Source organism: Caballeronia sp. INDeC2 (assembly GCF_023631325.1).
Taxonomy (GTDB): Bacteria; Pseudomonadota; Gammaproteobacteria; order Burkholderiales; family Burkholderiaceae; genus Caballeronia.
In genome coordinates this window covers 228709-251286 of sequence record NZ_JALQDG010000003.1, presented here as the reverse complement: position 1 = coordinate 251286, position 22578 = coordinate 228709, and the positions used below count along the sequence as shown (strand labels likewise).

General features: G+C 63.4%; 20 protein-coding genes. 9 read left to right on the top strand and 11 right to left on the bottom strand.

The genetic code is table 11. The annotated features are described in order from the left end of the window. Positions 1 to 11: 11 nt before the first annotated feature. The 5 genes from NCS28_RS02775 to NCS28_RS02755 all read right to left on the bottom strand — a co-directional run bounded on the left by NCS28_RS02775 (position 12) and on the right by NCS28_RS02755 (position 5447). Positions 12 to 1181, bottom strand: coding sequence for an ABC transporter permease subunit (locus NCS28_RS02775; RefSeq protein WP_250512350.1), 1170 nt, complete (start codon positions 1179 to 1181; stop codon positions 12 to 14). Positions 1182 to 1205: 24 nt separating this feature from the next. Next, entirely contained in the window at positions 1206 to 2156 is a 951-nt protein-coding gene (locus tag NCS28_RS02770; RefSeq protein WP_250512349.1) for a branched-chain amino acid ABC transporter permease, read from the bottom strand. 213 nt (positions 2157 to 2369) lie between these two features. Further along, positions 2370 to 3596, bottom strand: a complete 1227-nt coding sequence (locus tag NCS28_RS02765) for a branched-chain amino acid ABC transporter substrate-binding protein (protein WP_250512348.1) — start codon at positions 3594 to 3596, stop codon at positions 2370 to 2372. A 430-nt stretch (positions 3597 to 4026) separates the two neighbouring features. Further along, a complete protein-coding gene (gene ispH / locus NCS28_RS02760) occupies positions 4027 to 4989 on the bottom strand; it encodes a 4-hydroxy-3-methylbut-2-enyl diphosphate reductase (RefSeq protein WP_250512347.1) in 963 nt (320 codons plus the stop codon). Positions 4990 to 4991: 2 nt separating this feature from the next. Continuing rightward, complete coding sequence (locus NCS28_RS02755; protein ID WP_250512346.1) at positions 4992 to 5447, bottom strand: FKBP-type peptidyl-prolyl cis-trans isomerase; 456 nt, start codon at positions 5445 to 5447, stop codon at positions 4992 to 4994. Between the two features lie 204 nt (positions 5448 to 5651). Between NCS28_RS02755 and radC the strand changes: the two genes are divergently transcribed. The 4 genes from radC to nadB all read left to right on the top strand — a co-directional run bounded on the left by radC (position 5652) and on the right by nadB (position 8856). Next, complete coding sequence (radC, locus tag NCS28_RS02750; protein ID WP_502801139.1) at positions 5652 to 6398, top strand: RadC family protein; 747 nt, start codon at positions 5652 to 5654, stop codon at positions 6396 to 6398. A 259-nt stretch (positions 6399 to 6657) separates the two neighbouring features. After that, positions 6658 to 6891 carry a 50S ribosomal protein L28 gene (gene rpmB / locus NCS28_RS02745; protein WP_008351171.1) on the top strand — a complete coding sequence of 78 codons (234 nt, stop codon included), beginning with the start codon at positions 6658 to 6660 and terminating at the stop codon, positions 6889 to 6891. Between the two features lie 11 nt (positions 6892 to 6902). After that, positions 6903 to 7070: a 50S ribosomal protein L33 gene (rpmG, locus tag NCS28_RS02740; protein ID WP_006478046.1), complete on the top strand. Its 168-nt coding sequence runs from the start codon at positions 6903 to 6905 to the stop codon at positions 7068 to 7070. A 187-nt stretch (positions 7071 to 7257) separates the two neighbouring features. Beyond that, positions 7258 to 8856, top strand: coding sequence for an L-aspartate oxidase (gene nadB, locus NCS28_RS02735; RefSeq protein WP_250512345.1), 1599 nt, complete (start codon positions 7258 to 7260; stop codon positions 8854 to 8856). Here nadB and nadC read toward each other — a convergent pair. From nadC to purN, 6 genes are all read right to left on the bottom strand, one after another. Continuing rightward, entirely contained in the window at positions 8853 to 9728 is an 876-nt protein-coding gene (nadC, locus tag NCS28_RS02730; RefSeq protein ID WP_250512344.1) for a carboxylating nicotinate-nucleotide diphosphorylase, read from the bottom strand. The genes nadB and nadC overlap by 4 nt on opposite strands. Next, positions 9725 to 10852, bottom strand: a complete 1128-nt coding sequence (gene nadA, locus NCS28_RS02725; protein WP_250512343.1) for a quinolinate synthase NadA — start codon at positions 10850 to 10852, stop codon at positions 9725 to 9727. The genes nadC and nadA overlap by 4 nt, the downstream gene beginning before the upstream one ends. Before the next feature lie 120 nt (positions 10853 to 10972). Further along, complete coding sequence (locus NCS28_RS02720; RefSeq protein WP_250512342.1) at positions 10973 to 12169, bottom strand: DesA family fatty acid desaturase; 1197 nt, start codon at positions 12167 to 12169, stop codon at positions 10973 to 10975. 234 nt (positions 12170 to 12403) lie between these two features. Then, positions 12404 to 13774 carry a mechanosensitive ion channel family protein gene (locus NCS28_RS02715; protein ID WP_250512341.1) on the bottom strand — a complete coding sequence of 457 codons (1371 nt, stop codon included), beginning with the start codon at positions 13772 to 13774 and terminating at the stop codon, positions 12404 to 12406. A gap of 3 nt (positions 13775 to 13777) precedes the next feature. Next, positions 13778 to 15076: an RsmB/NOP family class I SAM-dependent RNA methyltransferase gene (locus tag NCS28_RS02710; protein ID WP_250512340.1), complete on the bottom strand. Its 1299-nt coding sequence runs from the start codon at positions 15074 to 15076 to the stop codon at positions 13778 to 13780. Next, entirely contained in the window at positions 15073 to 15723 is a 651-nt protein-coding gene (gene purN, locus NCS28_RS02705; protein WP_250512339.1) for a phosphoribosylglycinamide formyltransferase, read from the bottom strand. The genes NCS28_RS02710 and purN overlap by 4 nt, the downstream gene beginning before the upstream one ends. Positions 15724 to 15873: 150 nt before the next feature. On the opposite strand from purN, the gene NCS28_RS02700 reads away from it, so the two are divergent. The 5 genes from NCS28_RS02700 to NCS28_RS02680 all read left to right on the top strand — a co-directional run bounded on the left by NCS28_RS02700 (position 15874) and on the right by NCS28_RS02680 (position 22577). Then, on the top strand, positions 15874 to 16869 hold the full coding sequence (locus NCS28_RS02700) for a bifunctional riboflavin kinase/FAD synthetase (protein ID WP_250512338.1): 996 nt from the start codon (positions 15874 to 15876) through the stop codon (positions 16867 to 16869). Between the two features lie 104 nt (positions 16870 to 16973). Further along, positions 16974 to 19805: an isoleucine--tRNA ligase gene (ileS, locus tag NCS28_RS02695; protein WP_250512337.1), complete on the top strand. Its 2832-nt coding sequence runs from the start codon at positions 16974 to 16976 to the stop codon at positions 19803 to 19805. Next, positions 19805 to 20311, top strand: a complete 507-nt coding sequence (gene lspA, locus NCS28_RS02690; RefSeq protein WP_250512336.1) for a signal peptidase II — start codon at positions 19805 to 19807, stop codon at positions 20309 to 20311. The genes ileS and lspA overlap by 1 nt, the downstream gene beginning before the upstream one ends. Positions 20312 to 20362: 51 nt before the next feature. Continuing rightward, entirely contained in the window at positions 20363 to 21571 is a 1209-nt protein-coding gene (gene coaBC, locus NCS28_RS02685) for a bifunctional phosphopantothenoylcysteine decarboxylase/phosphopantothenate--cysteine ligase CoaBC (RefSeq protein ID WP_250512335.1), read from the top strand. 4 nt (positions 21572 to 21575) lie between these two features. After that, entirely contained in the window at positions 21576 to 22577 is a 1002-nt protein-coding gene (locus NCS28_RS02680; protein ID WP_250512334.1) for an LLM class flavin-dependent oxidoreductase, read from the top strand. The last annotated feature ends 1 nt before the right edge of the window (position 22578 follow it).

Below are 22578 nucleotides of genomic sequence, written 5' to 3'. Positions count from 1 at the left end.
GAATCTCCGCCTTATGCGCGCACCGGCTTCTTGCCGCCGCGCTTCGCGATCTTCGCGATCTTGTCTTCGTGTTTCGCGGCGGGCCACAGGCCTTCCGAGCGATACAGCATGATCAGCACCATCGCCAGACCGTACAGCAACTGACGGATGACTTCGGTATCGACGATCTGGTGACCGAAGATGGCGTTTTGCAGCGGGCCCATCGTCGAGCGCAGAAATTCGGGAAACACGGCGAGCAGCACCGCGCCGAGAATCACGCCGGGAATGTGGCCCATGCCGCCAAGCACCACGCACGCCAGCACGACGATCGATTCCCAGAACGTGAACGATTCCGGCGACACGAAGCCCTGGAACGCGCCGAACATCGCGCCCGACAGACCGCCGAACGACGCGCCCATCGCAAACGCGAGCAGCTTCACGTTACGGGTGTTGATGCCCATCGCCTTCGCGGCGATTTCATCTTCGCGGATCGCGGCCCACGCGCGGCCGATGCGCGAGTGCTGCAGACGCGTACACACCCAGATCACGAAGAGCGCGCACAGCACGAACAGGTAGTAGTACATGTACACGGACGGGAACTTCATGCCGAAGAACTCATGCGTCTGCGACAGGTTGAAGCCCGCCACCGTCACCGGATCGATGCCCGTGATGCCCTTCGGACCGTTCGTGATGTTGATCGGCCGGTCGAGGTTGTTCATGAAAATCCGGACGATTTCCCCGAAGCCCAAGGTCACGATCGCGAGGTAGTCGCCGCGCAGACGCAGCGTCGGTGCGCCGAGCAGCACGCCGAAGGTGGCCGCGAGCGCCATCGCGACCGGCACGATGATGAGGAACGGCACGTGCAATCCGCCGGGCGCGAGATGCGCGATCCATTCGAATTGCGTCGTCAGTTGCGGCGACGACAGCAATGCCGCGACGTAAGCGCCCACCGCGTAGAACGCGATGTAGCCCAAGTCGAGCAGGCCGGCGAAGCCGACCACCACGTTGAGACCCAGCGCGAGCATCACGTAGAGCATCGCGAAGTCGAGCACGCGGACCCAGTAGTTGCCGCCTGCCGCGCCGATGACCATCGGTGCTGCGATGACGAAGATGGCGGTGATGACGCCGACGACCAGCGTCTTCGTCATGTTCTTTTCGGGGATGAGCGTCGTGGACGGCTCGATAGGTTGAATCGAAGTCATTTTTCTGAGCTCCTCACACGGTCTTTAAGCGCGGTCCGCGACCCGTTCGCCGAGCAGACCCGACGGACGGAACACGAGCACGATGATCAGCACGATGAAGGCGAACACGTCCTGGTAGTTGGAACCGAAGACGCCGCCCGTCAGGTTGCCGATGTACCCGGCGCCCAACTGTTCGATAAGGCCGAGGAGAACGCCGCCGACCATCGCGCCGCCCAAGTTGCCGATACCGCCCAGCACCGCCGCCGTGAACGCCTTCAGGCCGGGAATGAAGCCCATGTAGAAGTGCGCGTTGCCGTATTCCGACGCGATCATCACGCCGGCCAGGGCAGCCAACGCCGAGCCGATCATGAAGGTCGCGGAAATCACGAAGTTCGGGTTCACGCCCATCAGCGACGCGACGCCCGGATTCTCGGCGATGGCGCGCATCGCGCGGCCGAGCTTGGTCTTGTGCACGAGCAGCAGCAGTCCGCCCATCACGAGGAACGCGACGACGATGATCACGATTTCGGTCATCGAGATCACGGCGCCCGGACGGGTTTCGTCGGCGGCGATCACGTTGATCGGATCGGTCGGCAGAAGCTGCGGGAACGCCAGCGGATTGCGGCCCCAGATCATCATCGCGATGGTCTGCAAGAGGATCGACACGCCGATTGCGGTGATCAGCGGCGCGAGACGTGGTGCCTTACGCAGCGGACGGTACGCGACTTTTTCGATCGTGTAGCCGACGAGCGCGCAGACGACCGCGGCGATCACGAGCGCGATCGTCAGCATGATCGGCCCGGGCAAACCGGGAACGTGATTCTGCATGACGCCGATGGCCGAGAGCGCAACCATCGCGCCCACCATCAGCACGTCGCCGTGCGCGAAGTTGATGATGCCGAGAATGCCGTACACCATCGTATAACCCAGTGCAATGATGGCGTAGACGCTGCCAAGCACCAGACCGTTGAGGATCTGCTGGATGAAAATATCCATTTAAAGCTCCTTAGCCCCGTGCGATTCGATAACGCCTTTATCACCGGCCGATAAACCGGTGGGAAGCGAAATCTGAAGCGGCACTGCGCGTACTTTTTAAAAAACCGGTAAGGGTTGAGCGCCGATCGTCCGCCCGCCGCCGGATGAGGCTGCGAACGTTTCACGGACGGATACGAAAACGGCGCCGCCGGATAGCTGGCGCCGCCAGACTGCCTACTGCTTGACGACGTCGAGTACGTCCTTCTTCTTATCCTTGAAGTCGTACAGCGTGATCGTCCCCGCCTTCAGATCGCCCTTGTCGTCGAATGCGATATGCCCCGTCAGACCGTTGTAGTCGGTCGTGGCAATCGCAGCGAGCACTTTGGGCGCTTCGATGGAGTTCGCACGCTTCATTGCATCGACGATCACGTACATCGCGTCATACGTGAACGGCGCGTAAATCTGCACCGGTGTGTGAAAGCGCGCTTCGTACTTCTTCTCGAAGTCCGCTCCCTTGTCCATCTTCGAAAGCGCGAGTCCCGCCTCCGAGCAGATGATGTTTTGCACGGCGTCGCCGGCGAGCTCGGCCACCTTGCCGGTGCAGACGCCGTCGCCCGCCAGGATCTTCGCCTTGATACCGAGCGCCGCCGCTTCCTTGGCGAACGGGCCGCCTGTCACGTCCATGCCGCCGTACATCACGACGTCCGGCTGGATGCGCCTGATCTTCGTGAGAATCGCCTTGAAATTGCGGGCTTTCTCGTTCGTCGCCTCGCGCGCGGCGATCTTTACGCCGCCGGCCTGCACCGATTTCACGAACTCGTCGGCCAGTCCCCGGCCGTAGGCGCTCGCATCGTCCACCACGACGACCTTCTTCGCGTGCAGCGTCTTCATCGCGTAGCCGGCCAGCACGGGGCCTTGCAGCGTGTCGGTCGCCACGACGCGGAATGTCGTCTTGTAACCTTGCTTCGTGTACTCGGGGTTCGTCGTCGACGGCGAGATCTGCGCGATGCCCGCATCGCTGTAGATTTTCGACGCCGGGATCGACACGCCCGAGTTCATGTGACCGATCACCGCGATCACGTGATCGTCGACGAGCTTCTGCGCGGCTTCGCTGCCGACGCGCGGATCGGCTGCATCATCCTGGCCGTCGAGCAGGAGGCGGATGGAGTGCCCGTCGATCGTCAAACCCTGCGCGCTGATCTCTTCCAGTGCGAGACGCGCGCCATTTTCATTGTCCTTGCCGAGGTGAGCCTGGAGGCCCGTCAGAGGCGCGACATGACCGATCTTCACGACGGTGGCCTCGGTCGCCGGCGCGGAAGCCGGCGTGAACGCAGCCGCCACTGCCGCGGAACTCGCAGCCGACGCTGCCGTGCTCGCCCCGCCTTCGTCCTTCTTGCCGCATGCGGTTGCCATTGCAACCGCAGCCGCGATGGACACGGCATGAGCAAACTTGAATCGCATCAAATAGATCTCCTGCGCCTCTAAAAACTGTCGTCCTGAACCCTTCTGGCCTCAAGACGCGCGCATTGTAACGCTAAATATGAGACGAGCAATATTCTTGCGTGGCGGGGTTTTCCAGCATTGCAACCACCATTTTGCGACGATTTTCCGGCAAAAGCGCAACCGGGTTGCGATCCGATTTTGTGCAGCAGTTGCACCACACTGAAAACAGGTTCAATCGGCCGAAGGTCGAGGGTTACGTTTGCTTATCGGATTTACGGGGAAACCCTTAAGGATATTTGAAAAATTGTCCACAGCAGCGCATGCCCGATAACGGTGCTCACGCTTCGTTTCACATCTTGTCGAAGGGTTCCGTTCATGCGGACCGAAGTGGTTGCCGGGCGAAAAAAAAAGCGCCCGGAGGCGCTTTTTTCTGAAGACACTGCCTGACTTACTGCGGCAGCGACAGCCCGCGCGGCAGCGGAAACGAGATCGTCTCCTCGATGCCTTCGAGCGAACGCACATTGCGCACACCGAGCTCGCGCAAGCGTGCGATCACGGCCTGAGCCAGCACCTCCGGCGCCGATGCGCCCGCCGTCACGCCGATGCGCTTCTTGCCCTCGACCCAGCGCGGATCGATCTGCGTCGGCGAATCCACCATATGGGCGGGAATGCCGCGCTTCTCGGCGACTTCGCGCAGGCGGCTCGAATTCGAGCTGTTCGGGCTGCCGACGACGATAACGACATCGCATTGCGGCGCCAGGAACTTCACCGCGTCCTGGCGGTTCTGTGTCGCGTAGCAAATGTCCTGCTTCTTCGGTTCCTTGACTTCGGGGTATTTTGCCTTGAGCGCGTCGATGATCGCGGAGGCGTCGTCGACGGAAAGCGTCGTCTGCGTGACGTATGCAATGCGCCGCGGGTCGGGCAGATCGAGCGTCAGCACGTCGTCGATATCCTCGACGAGATGCATACCCTCGCCCGACTGACCCATCGTGCCTTCGACTTCCGGATGACCCTTGTGGCCGATCATCACGATGTCGAAGCCTTCCTGGCGCATCTTCGCGACTTCCATGTGGACCTTGGTCACGAGCGGGCAGGTCGCATCGAACACGCGCAGCCCGCGCGCTTCCGCCTCTCCGCGCACCGCCTTCGAGACGCCGTGCGCACTGAAGATCAGCGTCGCGCCTTCGGGCACGTCGGACAGTTCTTCGATGAAAATCGCGCCCTTCTTGCGCAAATCCGCGACGACATAGGCGTTATGGACGATCTCGTGACGCACGTAGATGGGCGCGCCGAAAAGCTTGATCGCGCGCTCGACGATTTCGATCGCGCGATCGACGCCCGCGCAGAACCCGCGCGGCTGCGCGAGCAGGATTTCGACATCGTTCTGAACTTCGTTGAGGCTTTCAATCATGGTTACAGAATTCCGATGATTTTCACTTCGAAGACGAGCGCCTGGCCCGCGAGCGGGTGATTGAAGTCGAACAGCGCAGCGGTCTCGCCGACTTCCTTCAGCACGCCCGCGTAACGCCCGCCGCCCGGCGCGTTGAATTCGACGAGATCGCCGGGAGAAAAATCCTCGCCGATCATGCTGTTTTCGCGCAACGTCGCGAGCGACACCCACTGGACGAGTTCCGGATTGCGCGGCCCGAACGCCTGATCGGGCGTTAGCTGAAAGGTCGAATGGTGGCCGACCTTCAGGCCCTGCAGAATCTCTTCCAACGGCTCCGCGAGCTGGCCTGCGCCGAGCAGGAGCGTCGCGGGCTTGTCCGTGAACGTGTTGACGATGTCGGCACCGTCGGCGAGTGCGAGCCGGTAATGAAGCGTGACGTGCGAACCGGGTTTCACCTCGGAGATATCGATGATGCTCATGAGTATTGGATGTGGCCGTTCGTTTGAAGGCAGGGCGCGGGCCCGGCGTGGGGCGGCTCTTCGGCGCGAGGCAGCGAACCGCGCGGCGCCGGTGCGAACCGGACGCCAAAACCGCTATTGTAAGACAGAGTTGTGTCGTGTCGCGTCACGCGGCGGCGTCCTGCGTGCGCTCGCCCGCGCGACAAGACGTCCCGGAGGCCCGCGATGAGCGCCGATCTGCGGCTCGTCGCGCCGCCCGCCTCGCCCGACGACAACATCACGGCGATCGCGCCCTTCATGTCGATTCGCAAATGGGCGCGCGCCGACCGGCCGCGCGAACGCCTGCTCGATACCGGCCCCGCGTCGTTATCGGACGCGGAACTGTTCGCTTTGTTCCTGCGCACCGGCGTTTCCGGCGTGACGGCCGTCGATGTGGCGCGCCAGCTTCTGCGGCGCTTCGGTTCGCTGCGCGGCGTGCTGGACGCGTCGGCGGCCGAGCTGCGCGAGGAGCGTGGCATCGGACCGGCGCGCGCGGCGACGCTTATCGCCGTGTCGGAACTTTGCCGGCGCGCGCTCGCGGAGAAAGCGCGCGACCGCGAGCTTCTGAACGCGCCGGGCGCAGTCGAGGACTATCTGCGGCTGTTGATCGGCACGCGGCCATATGAGGTATTCATCTGCCTGTACCTGGACGCGCGTCATCAATTGCTGCACGCCGAGGAGTCCGCGCGCGGCTCGCTTACGCGCGTCGCGGTGTATCCGCGCGAGATCGTGCGGCGCGCGCTCACGCTGAACGCGGCGGGGCTGATCGTCGCGCATAATCATCCGTCGGGCGGCGTCGAGCCGAGCGCGAACGACCGGCGGCTGACCAAGACGCTGCAGGACGCGCTGACGCTCATCGACGTACGGCTGCTCGATCACGTCGTCGTAGCCGCGAACGAGGTGTTCTCGTTCGCGCGGCACGGCTGGCTGTGAACGCAAGGGCCATAAATGGTTTGATATTTCAGCGTTTTTCCTGTTACAATCCACATTTGCTTTTCTCAACCCGCCTGTTCTGAGTAAAGTGTGAACTGCGGTGTGAACCGCAAGGCGCGCTGAGCGCAGCCCTCATTGGCATAACCGTGCTGCCAAGTCCCCGATCGGCAAATTGGGCGATAAGAGGCATCGAACCGGAAGCGAGTGCTTTCGATTCGAGCGTTCGACTCGGACTCAACGTGTATTTAGGAGTGTCCTCATGGCACGCGTATGCCAAGTAACTGGGAAAGGCCCGATGTCGGGCAACAACGTTTCCCACGCAAACAACAAGACCAAGCGTCGTTTCCTGCCGAACCTGCAGAACCGCCGTTTCTTCGTTGAAAGTGAAAATCGCTGGGTCCGTCTGCGCGTTTCGAACGCCGGCCTGCGCCTGATCGACAAGAACGGTATTGACGCCGTGCTCGCAGACCTGCGCGCACGCGGTGAAATCTAAGGAGCACGCAAATGGCCAAGGGCGCACGCGACAAGATCAAGCTGGAATCGACCGCAGGCACGGGTCACTTCTACACGACGACCAAGAACAAGCGCAACATGCCGGAAAAGATGGCGATCAAGAAGTTCGATCCCGTCGTCCGCAAGCACGTTGAGTACAAGGAAACCAAGATCAAGTAACTCTTGATTTCGAGATTCCCGTACGAAGACAGCAAAAAGCCCCGCGCACACGCGGGGCTTTTTGTTTTGCGTGCGCAATATTCATACGCTTTACACACGACCGTGCGGGGGTTTTCGCTGTCACCGGAGGTTCACGCGGGTTATGCTTGCCGGCTATCGATGAGAACACGGACGGAGAACCGGCAGCATGAATTTCGACGTAGCGATCGTAGGGAGCGGACTCGCGGGTCTGAGCGTCGCGCTGAATCTGGCTGAAACGCGGCGCGTCGCGATCCTGGCGAAGCGCGCCGCGAGCGTAGGTGCGAGCGATTGGGCGCAGGGCGGCATCGCGGCCGTGCTGGATTCCGCCGACAGTGTCGACAATCACGTCGACGATACGCTCGTGGCCGGCGGCGGCCTGTGCGACGAAGCCGCGACGCGCTTCATCGTCGAAAACGGGCGCGCGGCGATCGAATGGCTCATCGATGAAGGCGTGCCCTTCACGCGCGATGTCTCGGCCGAACTCGGCTTTCATCTGACGCGGGAAGGCGGCCATAGCCATCGCCGGATCATCCACGCGGCGGACGCGACCGGCCACGCCGTCGTCACGACGCTCGCCGAACGCGTGCGCAATCATCCGAACATCACCGTTCTCGAAGATCATTACGCGATCGACCTGATCACGTCGGACCGGCTCGGACTGCCCGGCCATCGCTGCCACGGCCTCTACGCGCTCGATGTGAACACGGGCCGCACCGTGACCATTCAGGCGCCGCACACCGTCCTCGCGACGGGCGGCGCGGGCAAGGTCTATCTCTACACGACGAACCCCGACACCGCGACCGGCGACGGCATCGCAATGGCATGGCGCGCGGGCTGCCGCGTCGCGAACATGGAGTTCATTCAGTTCCATCCGACGTGCCTTTTTCACCCCTACGCGAAGTCGTTCCTCATCTCGGAAGCGGTGCGCGGCGAAGGCGGCATCCTGTGCCTGCCCGACGGCACGCGCTTCATGCCCGCGCACGACGAGCGCGCCGAACTCGCGCCGCGCGATATCGTCGCTCGGGCGATCGATTTCGAAATCAAGAAGCGCGGCATCGACTGCGTGTATCTCGACATCAGCCACCAACCGCGCGCGTTTCTCGAAGAGCACTTTCCGACGATCCTCGCGCGCTGCCGCGAATTCGGCATCGACATTGCGAAGGAGCCGATTCCGGTCGTGCCCGCCGCGCATTACACGTGCGGCGGCGTCGTCACCGATCTCGCGGGGCGCACGGATCGCCTCGGGCTGTATGCGGTCGGCGAGACGTCGTACACGGGTCTGCACGGCGCGAATCGGCTCGCGAGCAATTCCCTGCTCGAATGTCTTGTCATCGGTCGCGCGGCCGCGCAGGCGATCGAAGCGGACGGATTCTCGAACGGCTGTCACGCCGAATTGCCCGACTGGGACGAAAGCCGCGTGTCCGATCCGGACGAGGAAGTCGTCGTCGCGCACAACTGGGATGAACTGCGGCGGCTGATGTGGAACTACGTGGGCATCGTGCGCACGGACAAGCGCCTCGCGCGCGCTCAACACCGGCTTGCGCTGCTGCGCGATGAGATTCACGAGTATTACGCGAACTTCAAGGTGAGCCGCGATCTGCTGGAGCTGCGCAATCTCGTAGATGTGGCGTCGCTGATAGTGGAAAGCGCGTGCTCGCGGCGCGAGAGCCGCGGCCTGCACTACAGCCGCGACTGGCCCGAGACTTTGCCGAAGGCGTTGCCGACCGTGCTGATGCCGCCGGCCGCGCGCCGCACGAGTATTTAGCGCAGACGCATCGAGAAATCGGTCGCGCGCACGTCCTTCGTAAGCGCGCCGATCGAGATGCGATCGACGCCGGTTTCCGCGATCGCGCGAACCGTATCGAAGTTCACGCCGCCGGACACTTCGAGCAACGCGCGGCCCGCCGTGATGCGCACGGCATCGCGCATCGTTTCCAGCGTGAAGTTGTCGAGCAGGATCGATTCGGCCCGATGCGCCAGCGCCGTTTCGAGCTGCTCGAGCGTTTCCACTTCGATCTGAATTGGCACGCCCGCGTTCAGCGCGAGCGCCGCGTCCATCGCCGCGCCGACGCCGCCGGCCGCCGCGATGTGGTTTTCCTTGATCAAAATGCCGTCGTAGAGCGCGAGGCGCTGGTTCGCCCCGCCGCCCACGCGCACCGCGTACTTCTGCGCGAGCCGCAAGCCCGGCAGCGTCTTTCGCGTATCGAGGATGCGCGCGCGCGTGCCTTCGATCGCCTCGACGTACCGGCGCGTCGCGGTGGCAACGCCCGACAGCAATTGCAGGAAATTGAGGCCGTTGCGCTCCGCTGTCAGCAGCGCGCGCGCGGGGCCGTGGAGCAGCACGACCGGCGAAGTTGCCGCCATGCGATCGCCTTCGCGATACTGCCATTCGACTTCGATCGACGAATCGACGCGGCGCATCACTTCGTCGAACCACGGCACGCCGCACAACACCGCCTCCTCGCGCACGATGATGCGCGCCGTGCGTCGCGCGTCGGCGGGCACGAGACGGCCGGTGTGATCGACGGCGCCAACATCTTCATCGAGCGCATCGACGACATTGCGCACGAGCGCCGCGTCGAATACTTCGCCGTATTGGGCGCGAACTTCGTCGAAAACGGGTGAAAAAGCGCTCACGCGGCCCCCACATTCGTGAACAGGGATGCGTCTTTCGCGAGATCGCCGCTCGCCTGCACGCGCTTCTTGTGACGCGCGGCGAAGTCCAGCATGCGGTCGATCGGCAGGCGCGCGCGCAGACCGATAGCCGGATCGACATGGATCTCGTTGTGACCGCGTTCGAGGACATCGGCGAGGTTTGCGAGGCCGTTCATCGCCATCCACGGACAGTGCGCGCAGCTCTTGCAGGTTGCGCTGTTGCCGGCGGTCGGCGCTTCGATGAAGGTTTTGCCCGGCGCGGCGAGCCGCATCTTGTGCAGGATGCCGAGATCCGTCGCGACGATGAAGCGTTTCGCGTCGAGCTTCACGGCGGCGTCGATCAGCTGCGTGGTCGAGCCGACCACGTCCGCGAGCGCGACGACGCCTTCCGGCGACTCCGGATGCACGAGGATCTTCGCGTCGGGGTATTCGTTACGCAGCAGGCCGAGTTCGATGCCCTTGAACTCGTCGTGGACGAGGCACGAGCCCTGCCACAACAGCATGTCGGCGCCGGTCTGCTTCTGGATGTAGTTGCCGAGGTGACGATCCGGCGCCCACAGAATCTTTTCGCCGCGCGAATGAAGATCGGCAACGATTTCAAGCCCGATCGACGACGTGACCATCCAGTCCGCCCGCGCCTTCACGGCCGCGCTGGTGTTTGCATACACGACGACCGTGCGATCCGGATGCGCATCGCAGAATGCGGAGAACTCGTCGGCAGGGCAACCGAGATCGAGCGAACAGGTTGCGTCGAGATCGGGCATCAGCACGCGCTTGTCCGGGCTCAGGATCTTGGCCGTCTCGCCCATGAAGCGCACGCCCGCGACCACCAGCGTCTTCGCCGCATGATCGCGCCCGAAACGCGCCATTTCGAGCGAATCGGCGACGCATCCGCCGGTTTCATCGGCGAGTTCCTGCAGTTCGGCATCGACATAATAATGCGCGACCAGAACCGCCTGTTCGCGCCGAAGCAGCGCGCGAATGCGTTCCTTCAGCTCGCGTTTCCGTTCGGCCGATGGTGCGTCGGGCACCCTCGCCCACGCTTCGCCCACCCCACACGTCAGGCCTTGCGGCCGGTCGTACTCGACGCTCCTAATCGCTTCCATGTCTCCTGTCCCCACTTGCAACTCAAGCAAAACGAAATGCGAAATCGGCCGCCCAAAAACAAAGACCCCGCCAGAGCGGGGTCTTGTGACGTTCTTAAATTTTAACGGATATCGCGCGCGTCAGGCGTAGCGGCGCAGACGCAAAGCAAAGTCCTGCAGCGCCTTGATGCCGCTCTCTTCCGCGCGATGGCACCAGTCCTGCAATTGCGTGACCAGCTGCTCGCGCGATGCGTTGGAGCGGTCCCACATCGCCGACAGATCCTTGCGCAGTTCGATGAACGTGCGCAGCTTCTGGTTATCCGAGGTCAGCTCCGGCAGTTGCTTGAGTTGCGGCTCGTTCAGGCCGTCCTCTTCCTTGTGGAACCACTTGCGCGCGCCGCGCATCAGCTGATACTTCTCGCGCGCGCCGGCTTCCTTCAGCTTCGCCAGTTCCTGCGCGTAGGCACGCTTGAGCGCCTTGCCGTAACGCGCCATCACTTCGTAGCGGTTCGACAGCACGGCCTGCAACGTGTCCTGATCCACCACCGCCTTGCTCGCGGCGAGTTTCGGGGTCGGCGCGATCTTCTTTACCTTCGCGAGGCCGACCACCGACATCAGGCGGATATACAGCCAGCCGATGTCGAACTCGTACCATTTGCTCGACAGCTTCGCGGAGGTCGCGAACGTGTGGTGATTGTTATGCAGCTCTTCGCCGCCGATCAGAATGCCGAGCGGGAAAATATTCGTCGACGCATCCGCCGAGTTGAAGTTGCGATAGCCCCAAAAGTGCGCGAGACCGTTGACGACGCCAGCCGCCCAGAACGGAATCCAGATCATTTGCACGGCCCACACCGAGAGACCGACGATGCCGAACAGCGCGACGTCGATGACCATCATGACGCTGATGCCGAGAATCGGGTAACGCGTGTAGACGTTGCGTTCCATCCAGTCGTTAGGCGTGCCGTGACTGAACTTGCGCATCGTTTCTTCGTTTTTCGCTTCGGTGCGATAGAGTTCCGCGCCCTCGAGCAACACCTTCCAGATGCCGCGCGTCTGCGGGCTGTGCGGATCTTCCTCGGTTTCGCATTTTGCGTGGTGCTTGCGGTGGATCGCCGCCCACTGGCCGGTCAGCATGCCCGTGGTCATCCACAGCCAGAAACGGAAGAAGTGGCTCGCGACGGGATGCAGGTCCAGCGCGCGGTGCGCCTGGCAGCGGTGCAGATAGATCGTGACGCCGGCGATCGTGACGTGAGTCATTGCAAGCGTGAACAGCAGAATCTGCCACCAGGAAAAGTCGAGCAATCCGTTGGCGAGAAATTCGAGGGAAGAATTCAGCAAGGCGGTTTACCTGTGTAGCTGTGAAATTCGGGAAAAATGGCCAGTCAGAACTGACTTCGGGCAACTTGTTGTGCGCGTGAAAGGTACGTGCGCAGGTTCGATCGCATTCTACTGCAAGCGTTCCAAGTCTTTGTCCTAAAGGTGAAATTTTTTGAATACTATCAAAACGAGGGAAAACTCACGCCCCGATTTGATGTTGATTCACTGGCCAAATCCGAAGATCGAGGCTGTCGATCAACGATCAGGCACCGGTGCCGCGCCTTGGCCGCCGCATTCGGCATTTAGTACCGATTTGCCGTCCGTTCGGCCGGATTCATCGACAATCCTTATTTCGCGCTGAGAGTACGGGATTTCAATGCCGTGCTCGCAGAATAACCGCCAAACCGCTCGATTTACCTGCGACTTTACGCCGCCCGTGCCCTTCGCCGCTTCCTCGATCCAGAAGCTCAGTTCGAGATTAATGCCATCCGCGCCGAAGCTCGCGAGCAGCGCGGCCGGCGCCGGATCCTGTAAAACGCGCTCCACATCCCGCGTCGCCTCGACGAGCAACTGCATCGCCCGCTCGACGTTGCACCGGTAACTCACTTGCACCGCGACCTTCGCGTTGCCGCGCGTCAGAAACGACGAGTGATTTTGCACCACATCGGTGATCAGCTTTTCATTCGGAATCAGCGTTTCGATGCCGTCGAGCCCGCGCACGACCGTATAACGCGTGCGAATCTGCGTGACCGTGCCCTGATTGCCGCTCACATTGATCATGTCTCCGAGGCGCAAGGAACGGTCCAGCAGGATGATGAAGCCCGACACATAGTTGCTCGCGATCTTTTGCAAGCCGAAACCGAGCCCAACGCCGAGCGCACCGCCGAACACACCAAGCACCGTGATATCGATCCCGACGATCGACAGGCTCACGAGAATCGCGGCAAGAATCATCAGCGCCCGGCCAATGCGCGCGAGCACCACTTTGAGATTGGCGTCGAGCGAGCGGGCGCGCATCAGGCGGTCGTCGAGCAGCGCGCCCGCCCACATCGCGACGATCAGCGTCACGCACACCCACAGCACGCCCGAGGCGAGCGAGAGCAGCGTCATGTGCGCGTTCGCGAAATTGAAGCGCACGCTCGCCATCCAGTGCACGACGTCGTGCTGAATGCCCATCACGGTGAGCAACATCGCGATCCAGACGATCACCGTCACGAGCTTTTCGAACAGATACAGTAGCGCGTTCGCCTCGTGCTCGGCCTGGCCGCGGCTGAACACGCGCCGCGCGACATAGAACATCGTGTAGATGACGGTGATGCCGCACAGCGGCACGAGCGAGAGGCGCAGGAACGACGTGTGGATGAACGGCGCCAGCATGACCTGCGCGATCGACACGAAAACCGTGCCGAGCAACGGAAACAGCGCCTTGTTGAGACTTTCCGCGCCGAAACGCACGGCTTCGAATCGCGACTGGCGGCGCGCATCGAGCTTCTTGCGAAGCAGACGCGCGCACCACCAGGCGATGACGAGCAGGCCGAGCAGAACCGCCACCTGCCAGATCACTTCCGGCTCGCCGAAATCGCGGAAAAGCCGCGCGGAGAGTTCGCTCAGGAAGCGGTTCTGCATTGCTTACGCGGTTTCTTCGGCCGCGCCCGTCGGTTTCGCTGCGTCCGGCACGCGCTCCAGCACCGCGGCGAAAAAGCCGTCCGTGCCGTGCTTGTGCGGCCACAGCGACAGATACTCGCCCGTGTCCAGATCGATGCGCTGCTCCGCCAGCACATCGCGCGCGGGCACGACGCGGAAGTTCGGATGCGCTTCGAGGAACTGCTTCACGACGCCCTCGTTTTCGGCTTCGAGCATCGAGCACGTCGCGTAGACGAGGCGGCCGCCGGTCTTCACGAGGCGCGCGGCGCTCGTGAGGATCGAGAGCTGTTTGGGCGTGAGTTCCGCGACTGTCGCGGGCGACTGGCGCCACTTCAGGTCAGGATTGCGGCGCAGGGTGCCGAGGCCGGAACACGGCGCATCGACGAGCACGCGATCGATCTTGCCCGCGAGGCGCTTGATCTTCGCGTCGTGCTCGCTGTCGATGAGCACCGGATTCACGTTCGATAGTCCGCTGCGCGCGAGACGCGGCTTCAGCTTGGCGAGCCGGCGATCGGAGACGTCGAACGCGTAGAGACGGCCGGTCGAGCGCATCATCGCGCCGAGTGCGAGCGTCTTGCCGCCCGCACCCGCGCAAAAGTCGACGATCATCTCGCCCCGGCGCGGGGCCATCAGCGAGCACAGCAACTGGCTGCCTTCGTCCTGCACCTCGATCCAGCCTTCCTGGAACGGCGCGAGACGCGTCAGCGCCGGCTTGCCGTCCACGCGGATGCCGAACGGCGCAAACGGCATTTCTCCCGCGTCGATGCCCGCCTCGGTCAGCGCCTTCAGCGCGATATCACGGGTCGCCTTGATCGGATTCACGCGCAGATCGAGCGGCGCCGGATAGTTCAGCGCCGCGGCGAGCTGCGCGAGTTCTTCGGGCGCGAAGCGCTTGGCCATCGCGTCGTAAATCCACTGCGGCAGGTTGGTGCGCACGCGCACCGGCAGGCTCGCCGGATCGATCTTCGAGACTTGCGCGAGCCATTGATACTCATCCGCCGATACGAACGGCTTCAGCGCGGAGAGGCCAGCGGTCTGCATCAGCCCGAGCAGCGCGAGACGGCGCGCCTGGTTGCCGCTGCCGCTTTCGGCGAGGTGCGAAAACTCCATCTTCCGGCGTAGCACGGCGAAGACCGCCTCGGCGATCACGCCGCGCTCGCTGTGTCCGAGCTTTGGATGCGCGCGAAAGAAGCGGCTCGTCGCGGCGTCGGCGGGGCCGGAAAAGCGCAGCACATCCGCGAGCAGCGTTTCGGTTTGTCCAATCAGAAATCCATGCAGCCTCATACGCCCTCCCCGGCAATGTCGGCAAAGAGCCATTGCGGCTCAGACGGCGTGAGGGCGACACGTTCGCCCTCGATAGATAAACGCCCTTCGATAAACCAGCGCACCGCGCGCGGATAGATGTCGTGCTCGACCTTCAGCACGCGCGCGGCGAGTGCCGCGGCATCGTCGCCGGCGACGACCGGCACCGCGGCTTGCGCGACGATCGGCCCGTGATCGAGCGCCGGCGTCACGAAATGCACGCTCGCGCCGTGCACGCGCACGCCGGCGTCGAGCGCCTGCTGATGCGTGCGCAAGCCCGGAAAGCTCGGCAGCAGCGACGGATGCACATTGAGCATGCGCCCCGTGTATCTCGCGACGAAAGCGTCGGTCAGCACGCGCATGAAGCCCGCCAGCACGACGAGATCGGGCTCGAAGCAATCGATCTCTTGCGCGAGCGCGGCATCGAACGATTCGCGAGCGTCGAACTCACGATGATCCACCACCTTTGTTTCGATGCCGTTCGCGGCCGCGAAGCCTAACCCGGCGGCATCGGGCCGGTTGGAAATGACCGCGCAGATGCGGGCCGGCCAGCCGTCGCGCGCGCATGCACGCACGACGGCCTCCATGTTGCTCCCGCGTCCGGAGATCAGAATGACGATTTTTTTCATCCGCGGATTTTATCATTCGGACGGTGCGAGAATCGTGCCAAACTGGGCCGCTCAGGCTTCGAGCCGGGCTGCGCGCGCCCGTCCTCCCGTGCGAGCGTTTATAATCTAACGCTTTGCAGCATCAGCCCCTCCCATCGACCATCGCCTATCGTGAGAGTCTTTCGCGGCCTCCCCAATGCCGAAAGCCGGGCGCCCTGCGCACTGACCATCGGCAATTTCGACGGTGTCCATCGCGGTCACCAGGCGCTGCTCGCGCACGTGCGGGCCGCCGCCGACGCGCGCGGCCTGCCGGTCTGCGTGATGACCTTCGAGCCGCATCCGCGCGAGTTTTTCAATCCGGCGGGCGCGCCGCCGCGCATCGCAATGCTGCGCGACAAGCTCGAAGCGCTTCGCACCAACGGCGTCGATCGCGTGGTGGTCGAGCATTTCAACAAGACGTTCGCGAGCCAGTCGCCCGATACGTTCGTGAAGAATGTCATCGTCGATGGACTGCACGCGCGCTGGGTCATGGTCGGCGACGACTTCTGCTACGGCGCGAAACGCGCGGGCAATTTCGATTCGCTGAAAGCCGCCGGCGAAAAGTACGGCTTCGAAGTCAAGCAGATGGCAACCGTCGCGCATCCGAACGGCGCGCGCATTTCGTCGTCGTCGGTGCGGGCGTCGCTCGTCGCGGGCGATCTCGACGCCGCGCAAGTCGCGCTCGGCCGGCCGTACGTCATCAGCGGGCATGTCGTGCACGGCGCGAAGCTCGGCCGCGATCTCGGCTTTCCCACGCTGAACCTGCCGATCGCGCACAAGCGGCCGGCGCTCGCGGGCATTTTCGTCGTGCGCGTGCACGGTCTCGCCGATGAACCGCTGCCCGCGGTCGCGAGCCTCGGCCTGCGTCCGACCGTCGACGATTCCGGCCGCGTGCTGCTCGAGGTCTTCGTGCTCGACTGGCACGGCGACGCGTACGGCAAGCTCGTGCGCGTCGAATTCCTGAAGAAGCTGCGCGACGAGGAGAAGTACGTCGACCTCGAAACGCTGTCGGCGGCGATCGCGAAAGACGTCGACAACGCGCGCGCGTACTTCGGCCTGCCGCCCGCGAGCAACGCCGGCAGCCGCGCCACGGGCTTCGCCATCTCGGCGACAGACCGAATTAGGTGAGCGCGCGGCGCTCGCGTTCTTACGCCGCGCGCCGCCCGCTGCCCCGCTTCCGAATCATCGCGCGCCAAGACAAGCGCCGTCTCACCGAATTCACCGAGTCATTCATGAGCGACAAGAAAGAGAAAGCCTCTTCGAAATACCCCGTCAACCTCCTCGACACGCCCTTCCCGATGCGCGGCGACCTGCCCAAGCGCGAACCCGCGTGGGTCAAGGAGTGGCAGGACAACAAGATCTACGAGAAGATCCGCGCCGCCTCGAAGGGCCGCAAGAAGTTCATCCTGCACGACGGCCCGCCGTACGCGAACGGCGACATCCACTTGGGCCACGCGGTCAACAAGATCCTGAAGGACATGATCGTCAAGGCGCGCAATCTCGCGGGCTTCGACGCCGTCTACGTGCCGGGCTGGGATTGTCACGGCATGCCGATCGAAATCCAGATCGAAAAGCAGTTCGGCAAGTCGCTGCCCGCCACCGAAGTGATGCAGAAGGCGCGCGCCTACGCGGGCGAGCAGATCGAGAAGCAGAAGGCCGGCTTCCGGCGTCTGGGCGTTCTGGGCGACTGGGACAATCCGTACAAGACGATGAACTTCGCCAACGAGGCGGGTGAAATCCGTGCGCTCGGCAAGATCATGGAGAAGGGCTTCGTGTTCCGGGGCCTTAAGCCGGTGAACTGGTGCTTCGACTGCGGCTCCGCGCTCGCCGAGGCGGAAGTCGAATACAAGGACAAGACCGATCCGACCATCGACGTGATGTTCGCGTTCGCCGAGCCGGAGAAGACCGCGCAGGCGTTCGGCCTCCCCGCGCTGCCGAGAGCGGAAGGCGGCATCGTCATCTGGACGACGACGCCCTGGACCATTCCCGCCAACCAGGCGTTGAACGTGCATCCGGAGATCGTCTACGCGCTCGTCGATACGCCGCGCGGCTTGCTGATCCTGGCGCAAGAACGCGTCGAAGCGTGCTTGCAGAACTATGGCCTGACGGGCGAAGTCATCGCGACGGCGACCGGCGACAAGCTCGCCAACCTGCGCTTCCATCATCCGCTCGCGGCCGCGCATCCGGGCTACAAGCGCACGTCGCCCGTCTATCTCGGCGACTACGTGACGACTGAAAGCGGCACGGGCATCGTGCACTCGTCGCCGGCGTATGGCGTGGAAGACTTCGTGTCGTGCAAGGCGCACGGCATGCCGGATGCCGACATCATCAACCCCGTGATGGGCGATGGACGGTACATCGAATCGCTGCCGCTCTTCGGCGGGCTGTCGATCTGGAAAGCGAATCCGCAGATCGTCGAGGCGCTCGAAGGCGCAGGGTCGCTTTTGAAAAGCGAGAAGTACACGCACAGCTACATGCATTGCTGGCGTCACAAGACGCCGATCATCTACCGCGCCACGTCGCAATGGTTCGCGGGCATGGACGTCACGCCGAAAGACGGCGGCAAGACGCTGCGCGAGACCGCGCTCGAAGGCATCGAGAACACGGCGTTCTATCCGTCGTGGGGAAAGCAGCGTCTGTACAGCATGATCGCGAATCGCCCGGACTGGACGCTCTCGCGCCAGCGTCAATGGGGCGTGCCGATGGCGTTCTTCGTGCACAAGGAAACCGGCGAGCTGCATCCGCGCACGCTGGAGTTACTCGAGGAAGTGGCGAAGCGCGTCGAAGAAGGCGGCATCGAGACGTGGCAATCGCTCGATCCGCGCGAGCTGATCGGCGACGACGCCAACATGTACGAAAAGAACCGCGACACGCTCGACGTGTGGTTCGACTCCGGCACGACGCACTGGCACGTACTGCGCGGCTCGCACAAGGATTCGCTGCAATTCCCGGCCGATTTGTATCTCGAAGGCTCGGATCAGCATCGCGGCTGGTTCCATTCGTCGCTGCTCACGGCTTCGATGCTCGACGGACGCCCGCCCTACGACGCGCTGCTCACGCACGGCTTCACCGTCGACGGCGAAGGACGCAAGATGTCGAAGTCGCTCGGCAACGGCATCGATCCGCATGATGTGTCCAATCGCCTCGGCGCGGAAATCATCCGCTTGTGGATCGCGTCGACGGACTATTCCGGCGAACTCGCGATCTCCGAGGAAATCCTGAAGCGCGTGACGGAGACGTATCGCCGGATCCGCAACACGCTGCGCTTTCTGCTCGCGAACCTGTCGGACTTCGACTTCGATAAAAGCGCGGTGCCGGTGGAAAACTGGCTCGAGATCGATCGCTACGCGGTCGCGCTCACGCACAACCTTCAGGACGACGCGCTCTCGCACTACGAGAAGTACGAGTTTCATCCGGTCGTCGCGAAGATCGCGACGTTCTGCTCGGAAGACCTCGGCGGCTTCTATCTCGACGTGCTGAAAGACCGCCTCTACACGACCAAGCCCGATTCGCGCGAGCGCCGCAGCGCGCAGACGGCGCTGTACTACATCGCGCATGGTTTGCTGCGCCTGGTCGCGCCGTATCTTTCGTTCACGGCGGAAGAAGCGTACAAGGTGCTCAAGCCGGGTCAGGACACGATCTTCAATGAAATCTTCGCGACGTATCCGGACATCGCGAACGGCGGCGAACTGCTCGACAAGTGGACGCTCATCCGCAGCGCTCGCGGCGACGTGACGAAGGCGCTGGAAGAAGCGCGCACGGCGAACCAGATCGGCTCGTCGCTGCAAGCCGAAGTGCTGGTCCGTGCAAGCGGCGCGCGTTACGACGCACTCGCGAGCCTCGGCGATGCGCTGCGCTTCGTGCTCATCACGTCGTCGGCCGGGCTGGAAAAAGTGGCGAGCGAAGCGCAAGAAGGCGTCGATGTCACGGCATCGAGCTACATGAAGTGCGAACGCTGTTGGCACTACTGCGCGGATGTCGGCGCGCACGCCGATCATCCGGGTCTGTGCGGCCGCTGCTTCTCCAATCTCTTCGGCGCCGGTGAAACGCGAGGCGCAGCATAATGGCTCGAACGATGGCGAAACAAACTTACAGTAGTGGCTCGCTCGCGCCGTGGCTCGGCGTCGCGCTGATCGTGATCCTGTTCGACCAGTTGACGAAGATCGCCGTACAGCGCATGTTCGCCTATGGCGATCCGCACGCGCTCACGCCTTTCTTCAACCTGCTGCTCGTCTACAACCGCGGCGCGGCGTTCAGCTTCCTCGCAATGGCGGGCGGCTGGCAGCGCTGGGCGTTCACGGCGCTGGGCGTCATCGCGGCGATCGTCATCTGCTATCTGCTCAAGAAGCATTCGGGGCAGCGGCTTTTCTGCACGGCGCTCGCGCTCATCATGGGCGGCGCGATCGGCAATGTAATCGACCGGATCGCGTACGGACATGTCATCGACTTTCTGGACTTTCACATGAACGCGTGGCACTGGCCGGCCTTCAATCTCGCCGATAGCGCGATCACCATCGGCGCGGTGCTGCTGGTGTTCGACGAATTGCGGCGCGTGCGCAGTTCGCGTTGACGTTCACACGGCTCCTTCGTCGGAGCCGTGTTCTTTTGCGACGGAGGCAAGTTGGAACTCGCGGGCAAACATCTCGTTTTAGGGCTGACCGGCGGCATCGCCTGCTACAAGATCGCCGAACTCACGCGCTTGCTCATCAAGGCGGGCGCGACCGTGCAGATCGTGATGACGGAAGCGGCCACGCAGTTCATCACGCCCGTCACGATGCAGGCGCTGTCGGGCCGTCCCGTCTACACGTCGCAGTGGGATGCGCGCATGCCTAACAACATGCCGCATATCGATCTTTCGCGCGAGGCCGATGCCATCGTCATCGCGCCCGCCTCCACCGACTTTCTCGCGAAGCTCGCGCACGGCATGTGCGACGATCTCCTCTCGACGCTGTGCATCGCGCGCGATTGTCCGCTGCTCGTGGTTCCGGCCATGAACCGGCAAATGTGGCAAAGCCCGCCGACGCAACGCAATGTCGCGCAGCTTCGCGCCGACGGCGTCGAAGTGCTCGGACCGGATTCGGGTTCGCAGGCGTGCGGCGAAGTCGGCGACGGCCGCATGATCGAACCGGAAGCCGCGTTCGAAGCGATCTGCGCCTTTTTTCAGGCGAAGATTCTGCGCGGCCAGCGCGTGCTCATCACGGCGGGCCCGACCTTCGAGCCGCTCGATCCGGTGCGCGGCATCACCAATCGCTCGTCGGGCAAGATGGGCTTCGCGCTCGCGCGCGCGGCGGCGCAGGCGGGCGCGGACGTGCATCTCGTCGCCGGTCCGGTGTCGCTGCCGACGCCGTGGGGCGTGTATCGGGAAGACGTGCAGACCGCGCAGCAGATGCACGACGCCGTCATGGCCGCGACGCCCGACGCGGACATCTTCATCGCGGTGGCGGCGGTCGCGGACTGGCGCGTGGACCATGTCAGCGAGCACAAGATCAAGAAGACCGTCGACGCATTGCCCACGTTCAGCTTCGTCGAGAATCCCGACATTCTCGCGACGGTCGCGAATCTGCCGAATCCGCCCTACTGCGTCGGCTTCGCGGCGGAAACCGGCGATCTCGACGTGCACGGCGCGGAGAAACGCAAGCGCAAGGGCGTGCCGCTTTTGATCGGAAATATCGGACAGCTCACGTTCGGTCTCGACGACAACGAAGTCGTGCTTTTCGAAGAAAGCGGCATGACGCCGCTGCCGCGTGCCGGCAAGCAGGAACTCGCGCGCACGCTGATCGCGGAAATTGCAAAACGCGCGCCGAAAACCGGCGGCGCGCTTCTGTCCTGACACGATGACCAAGCTCTCCGTTCTCGACCAGACGCCCGTCATTCACGGCCACAGCGTCGCCGACGCCATCGCGGCGACGCTCGATCTCGCGCAGCTCGCCGACGATCTCGGTTACACGCGCTACTGGTGCGCGGAGCATCACGGGCTCTACGGCGTGTCGAATCCGTGTCCCGAAGTGATGCTCGCGCGCATCGGCAGTCTCACGAAGCGCATCCGCATCGGTTCCGGCGGCGTGATGCTGCCGTATTACTCGTCGTTCAAGGTCGCCGAACAATTCCTGATGCTCGAAGCGCTGTTCCCGAATCGCGTCGATCTCGGCGTCGGCCGCGCGCCGGGCGGCGACATGCGCACAGCGCAGGCGGTCGCGGCGGGTTCGTACAATCGCGGCGATATGTTTCCGCAGCAAGTCGCCGAACTGATCGCGCTCTTCAGCGGCAAGATTCCCGACGACTCGCTCGCCAAGGGCGTGCTGCTGCAACCGCAGATCGACACGCGTCCCGAACTGTGGATGCTCGGCTCGAGCGAGTTCGGCGGCCTGCTCGCCGCGCAACTCGGCATTCGTTTCGCGTTCGCGCATTTCATCAATGCGCAATATGGGCATCGCGTGGCGGAGGCGTATCGCGAGCGCTTCACGCCCGGTCATGAGGAGAAGCCGTATCTCGCCGCCGCGGTGTTCGTGATTTGCGCCGATACCGATCGCGAAGCCGAAGCGCTCGAACGCGCGGTCGACCTGCGCCGCGTACAGATGGCGTACGGGCTCAATCAGCCGATTCCGTCGATTGCGCAAGGCATCTCGCAGGTCTACGGCGAGCGCGAACTCGCGGTGATCGCGCATGAGAAGGCGCGCAGCATCATCGGCACGCCGGAACGCGTGACGGAGAAAATGCGCGCGCTGCAGGAACAGTTCAACGCCGACGAACTGATCGTGATAACGGTCTCCGGCAGCTACGCCGCACGCACGCGGTCCTATCAACTTTTGGCCGACGCCTTCGAGCTCGGCCGCTGAA

What these genes read in the sequence shown, in the direction of transcription:
- NCS28_RS02775 (WP_250512350.1), bottom strand. Translation starts at nt 1,181, where the DNA reads ATGACTTCGATTCAACCTATCGAGCCGTCCACGACGCTCATCCCCGAA.
- NCS28_RS02770 (WP_250512349.1), bottom strand. Translation starts at nt 2,156, where the DNA reads ATGGATATTTTCATCCAGCAGATCCTCAACGGTCTGGTGCTTGGCAGC.
- NCS28_RS02765 (WP_250512348.1), bottom strand. Translation starts at nt 3,596, where the DNA reads ATGCGATTCAAGTTTGCTCATGCCGTGTCCATCGCGGCTGCGGTTGCA.
- ispH (WP_250512347.1), bottom strand. Translation starts at nt 4,989, where the DNA reads ATGATTGAAAGCCTCAACGAAGTTCAGAACGATGTCGAAATCCTGCTC.
- NCS28_RS02755 (WP_250512346.1), bottom strand. Translation starts at nt 5,447, where the DNA reads ATGAGCATCATCGATATCTCCGAGGTGAAACCCGGTTCGCACGTCACG.
- radC (WP_502801139.1), top strand. Translation starts at nt 5,652, where the DNA reads ATGAGCGCCGATCTGCGGCTCGTCGCGCCGCCCGCCTCGCCCGACGAC.
- rpmB (WP_008351171.1), top strand. Translation starts at nt 6,658, where the DNA reads ATGGCACGCGTATGCCAAGTAACTGGGAAAGGCCCGATGTCGGGCAAC.
- rpmG (WP_006478046.1), top strand. Translation starts at nt 6,903, where the DNA reads ATGGCCAAGGGCGCACGCGACAAGATCAAGCTGGAATCGACCGCAGGC.
- nadB (WP_250512345.1), top strand. Translation starts at nt 7,258, where the DNA reads ATGAATTTCGACGTAGCGATCGTAGGGAGCGGACTCGCGGGTCTGAGC.
- nadA (WP_250512343.1), bottom strand. Translation starts at nt 10,852, where the DNA reads ATGGAAGCGATTAGGAGCGTCGAGTACGACCGGCCGCAAGGCCTGACG.
- NCS28_RS02715 (WP_250512341.1), bottom strand. Translation starts at nt 13,774, where the DNA reads ATGCAGAACCGCTTCCTGAGCGAACTCTCCGCGCGGCTTTTCCGCGAT.
- NCS28_RS02710 (WP_250512340.1), bottom strand. Translation starts at nt 15,076, where the DNA reads ATGAGGCTGCATGGATTTCTGATTGGACAAACCGAAACGCTGCTCGCG.
- purN (WP_250512339.1), bottom strand. Translation starts at nt 15,723, where the DNA reads ATGAAAAAAATCGTCATTCTGATCTCCGGACGCGGGAGCAACATGGAG.
- ileS (WP_250512337.1), top strand. Translation starts at nt 16,974, where the DNA reads ATGAGCGACAAGAAAGAGAAAGCCTCTTCGAAATACCCCGTCAACCTC.
- lspA (WP_250512336.1), top strand. Translation starts at nt 19,805, where the DNA reads ATGGCTCGAACGATGGCGAAACAAACTTACAGTAGTGGCTCGCTCGCG.
- NCS28_RS02680 (WP_250512334.1), top strand. Translation starts at nt 21,576, where the DNA reads ATGACCAAGCTCTCCGTTCTCGACCAGACGCCCGTCATTCACGGCCAC.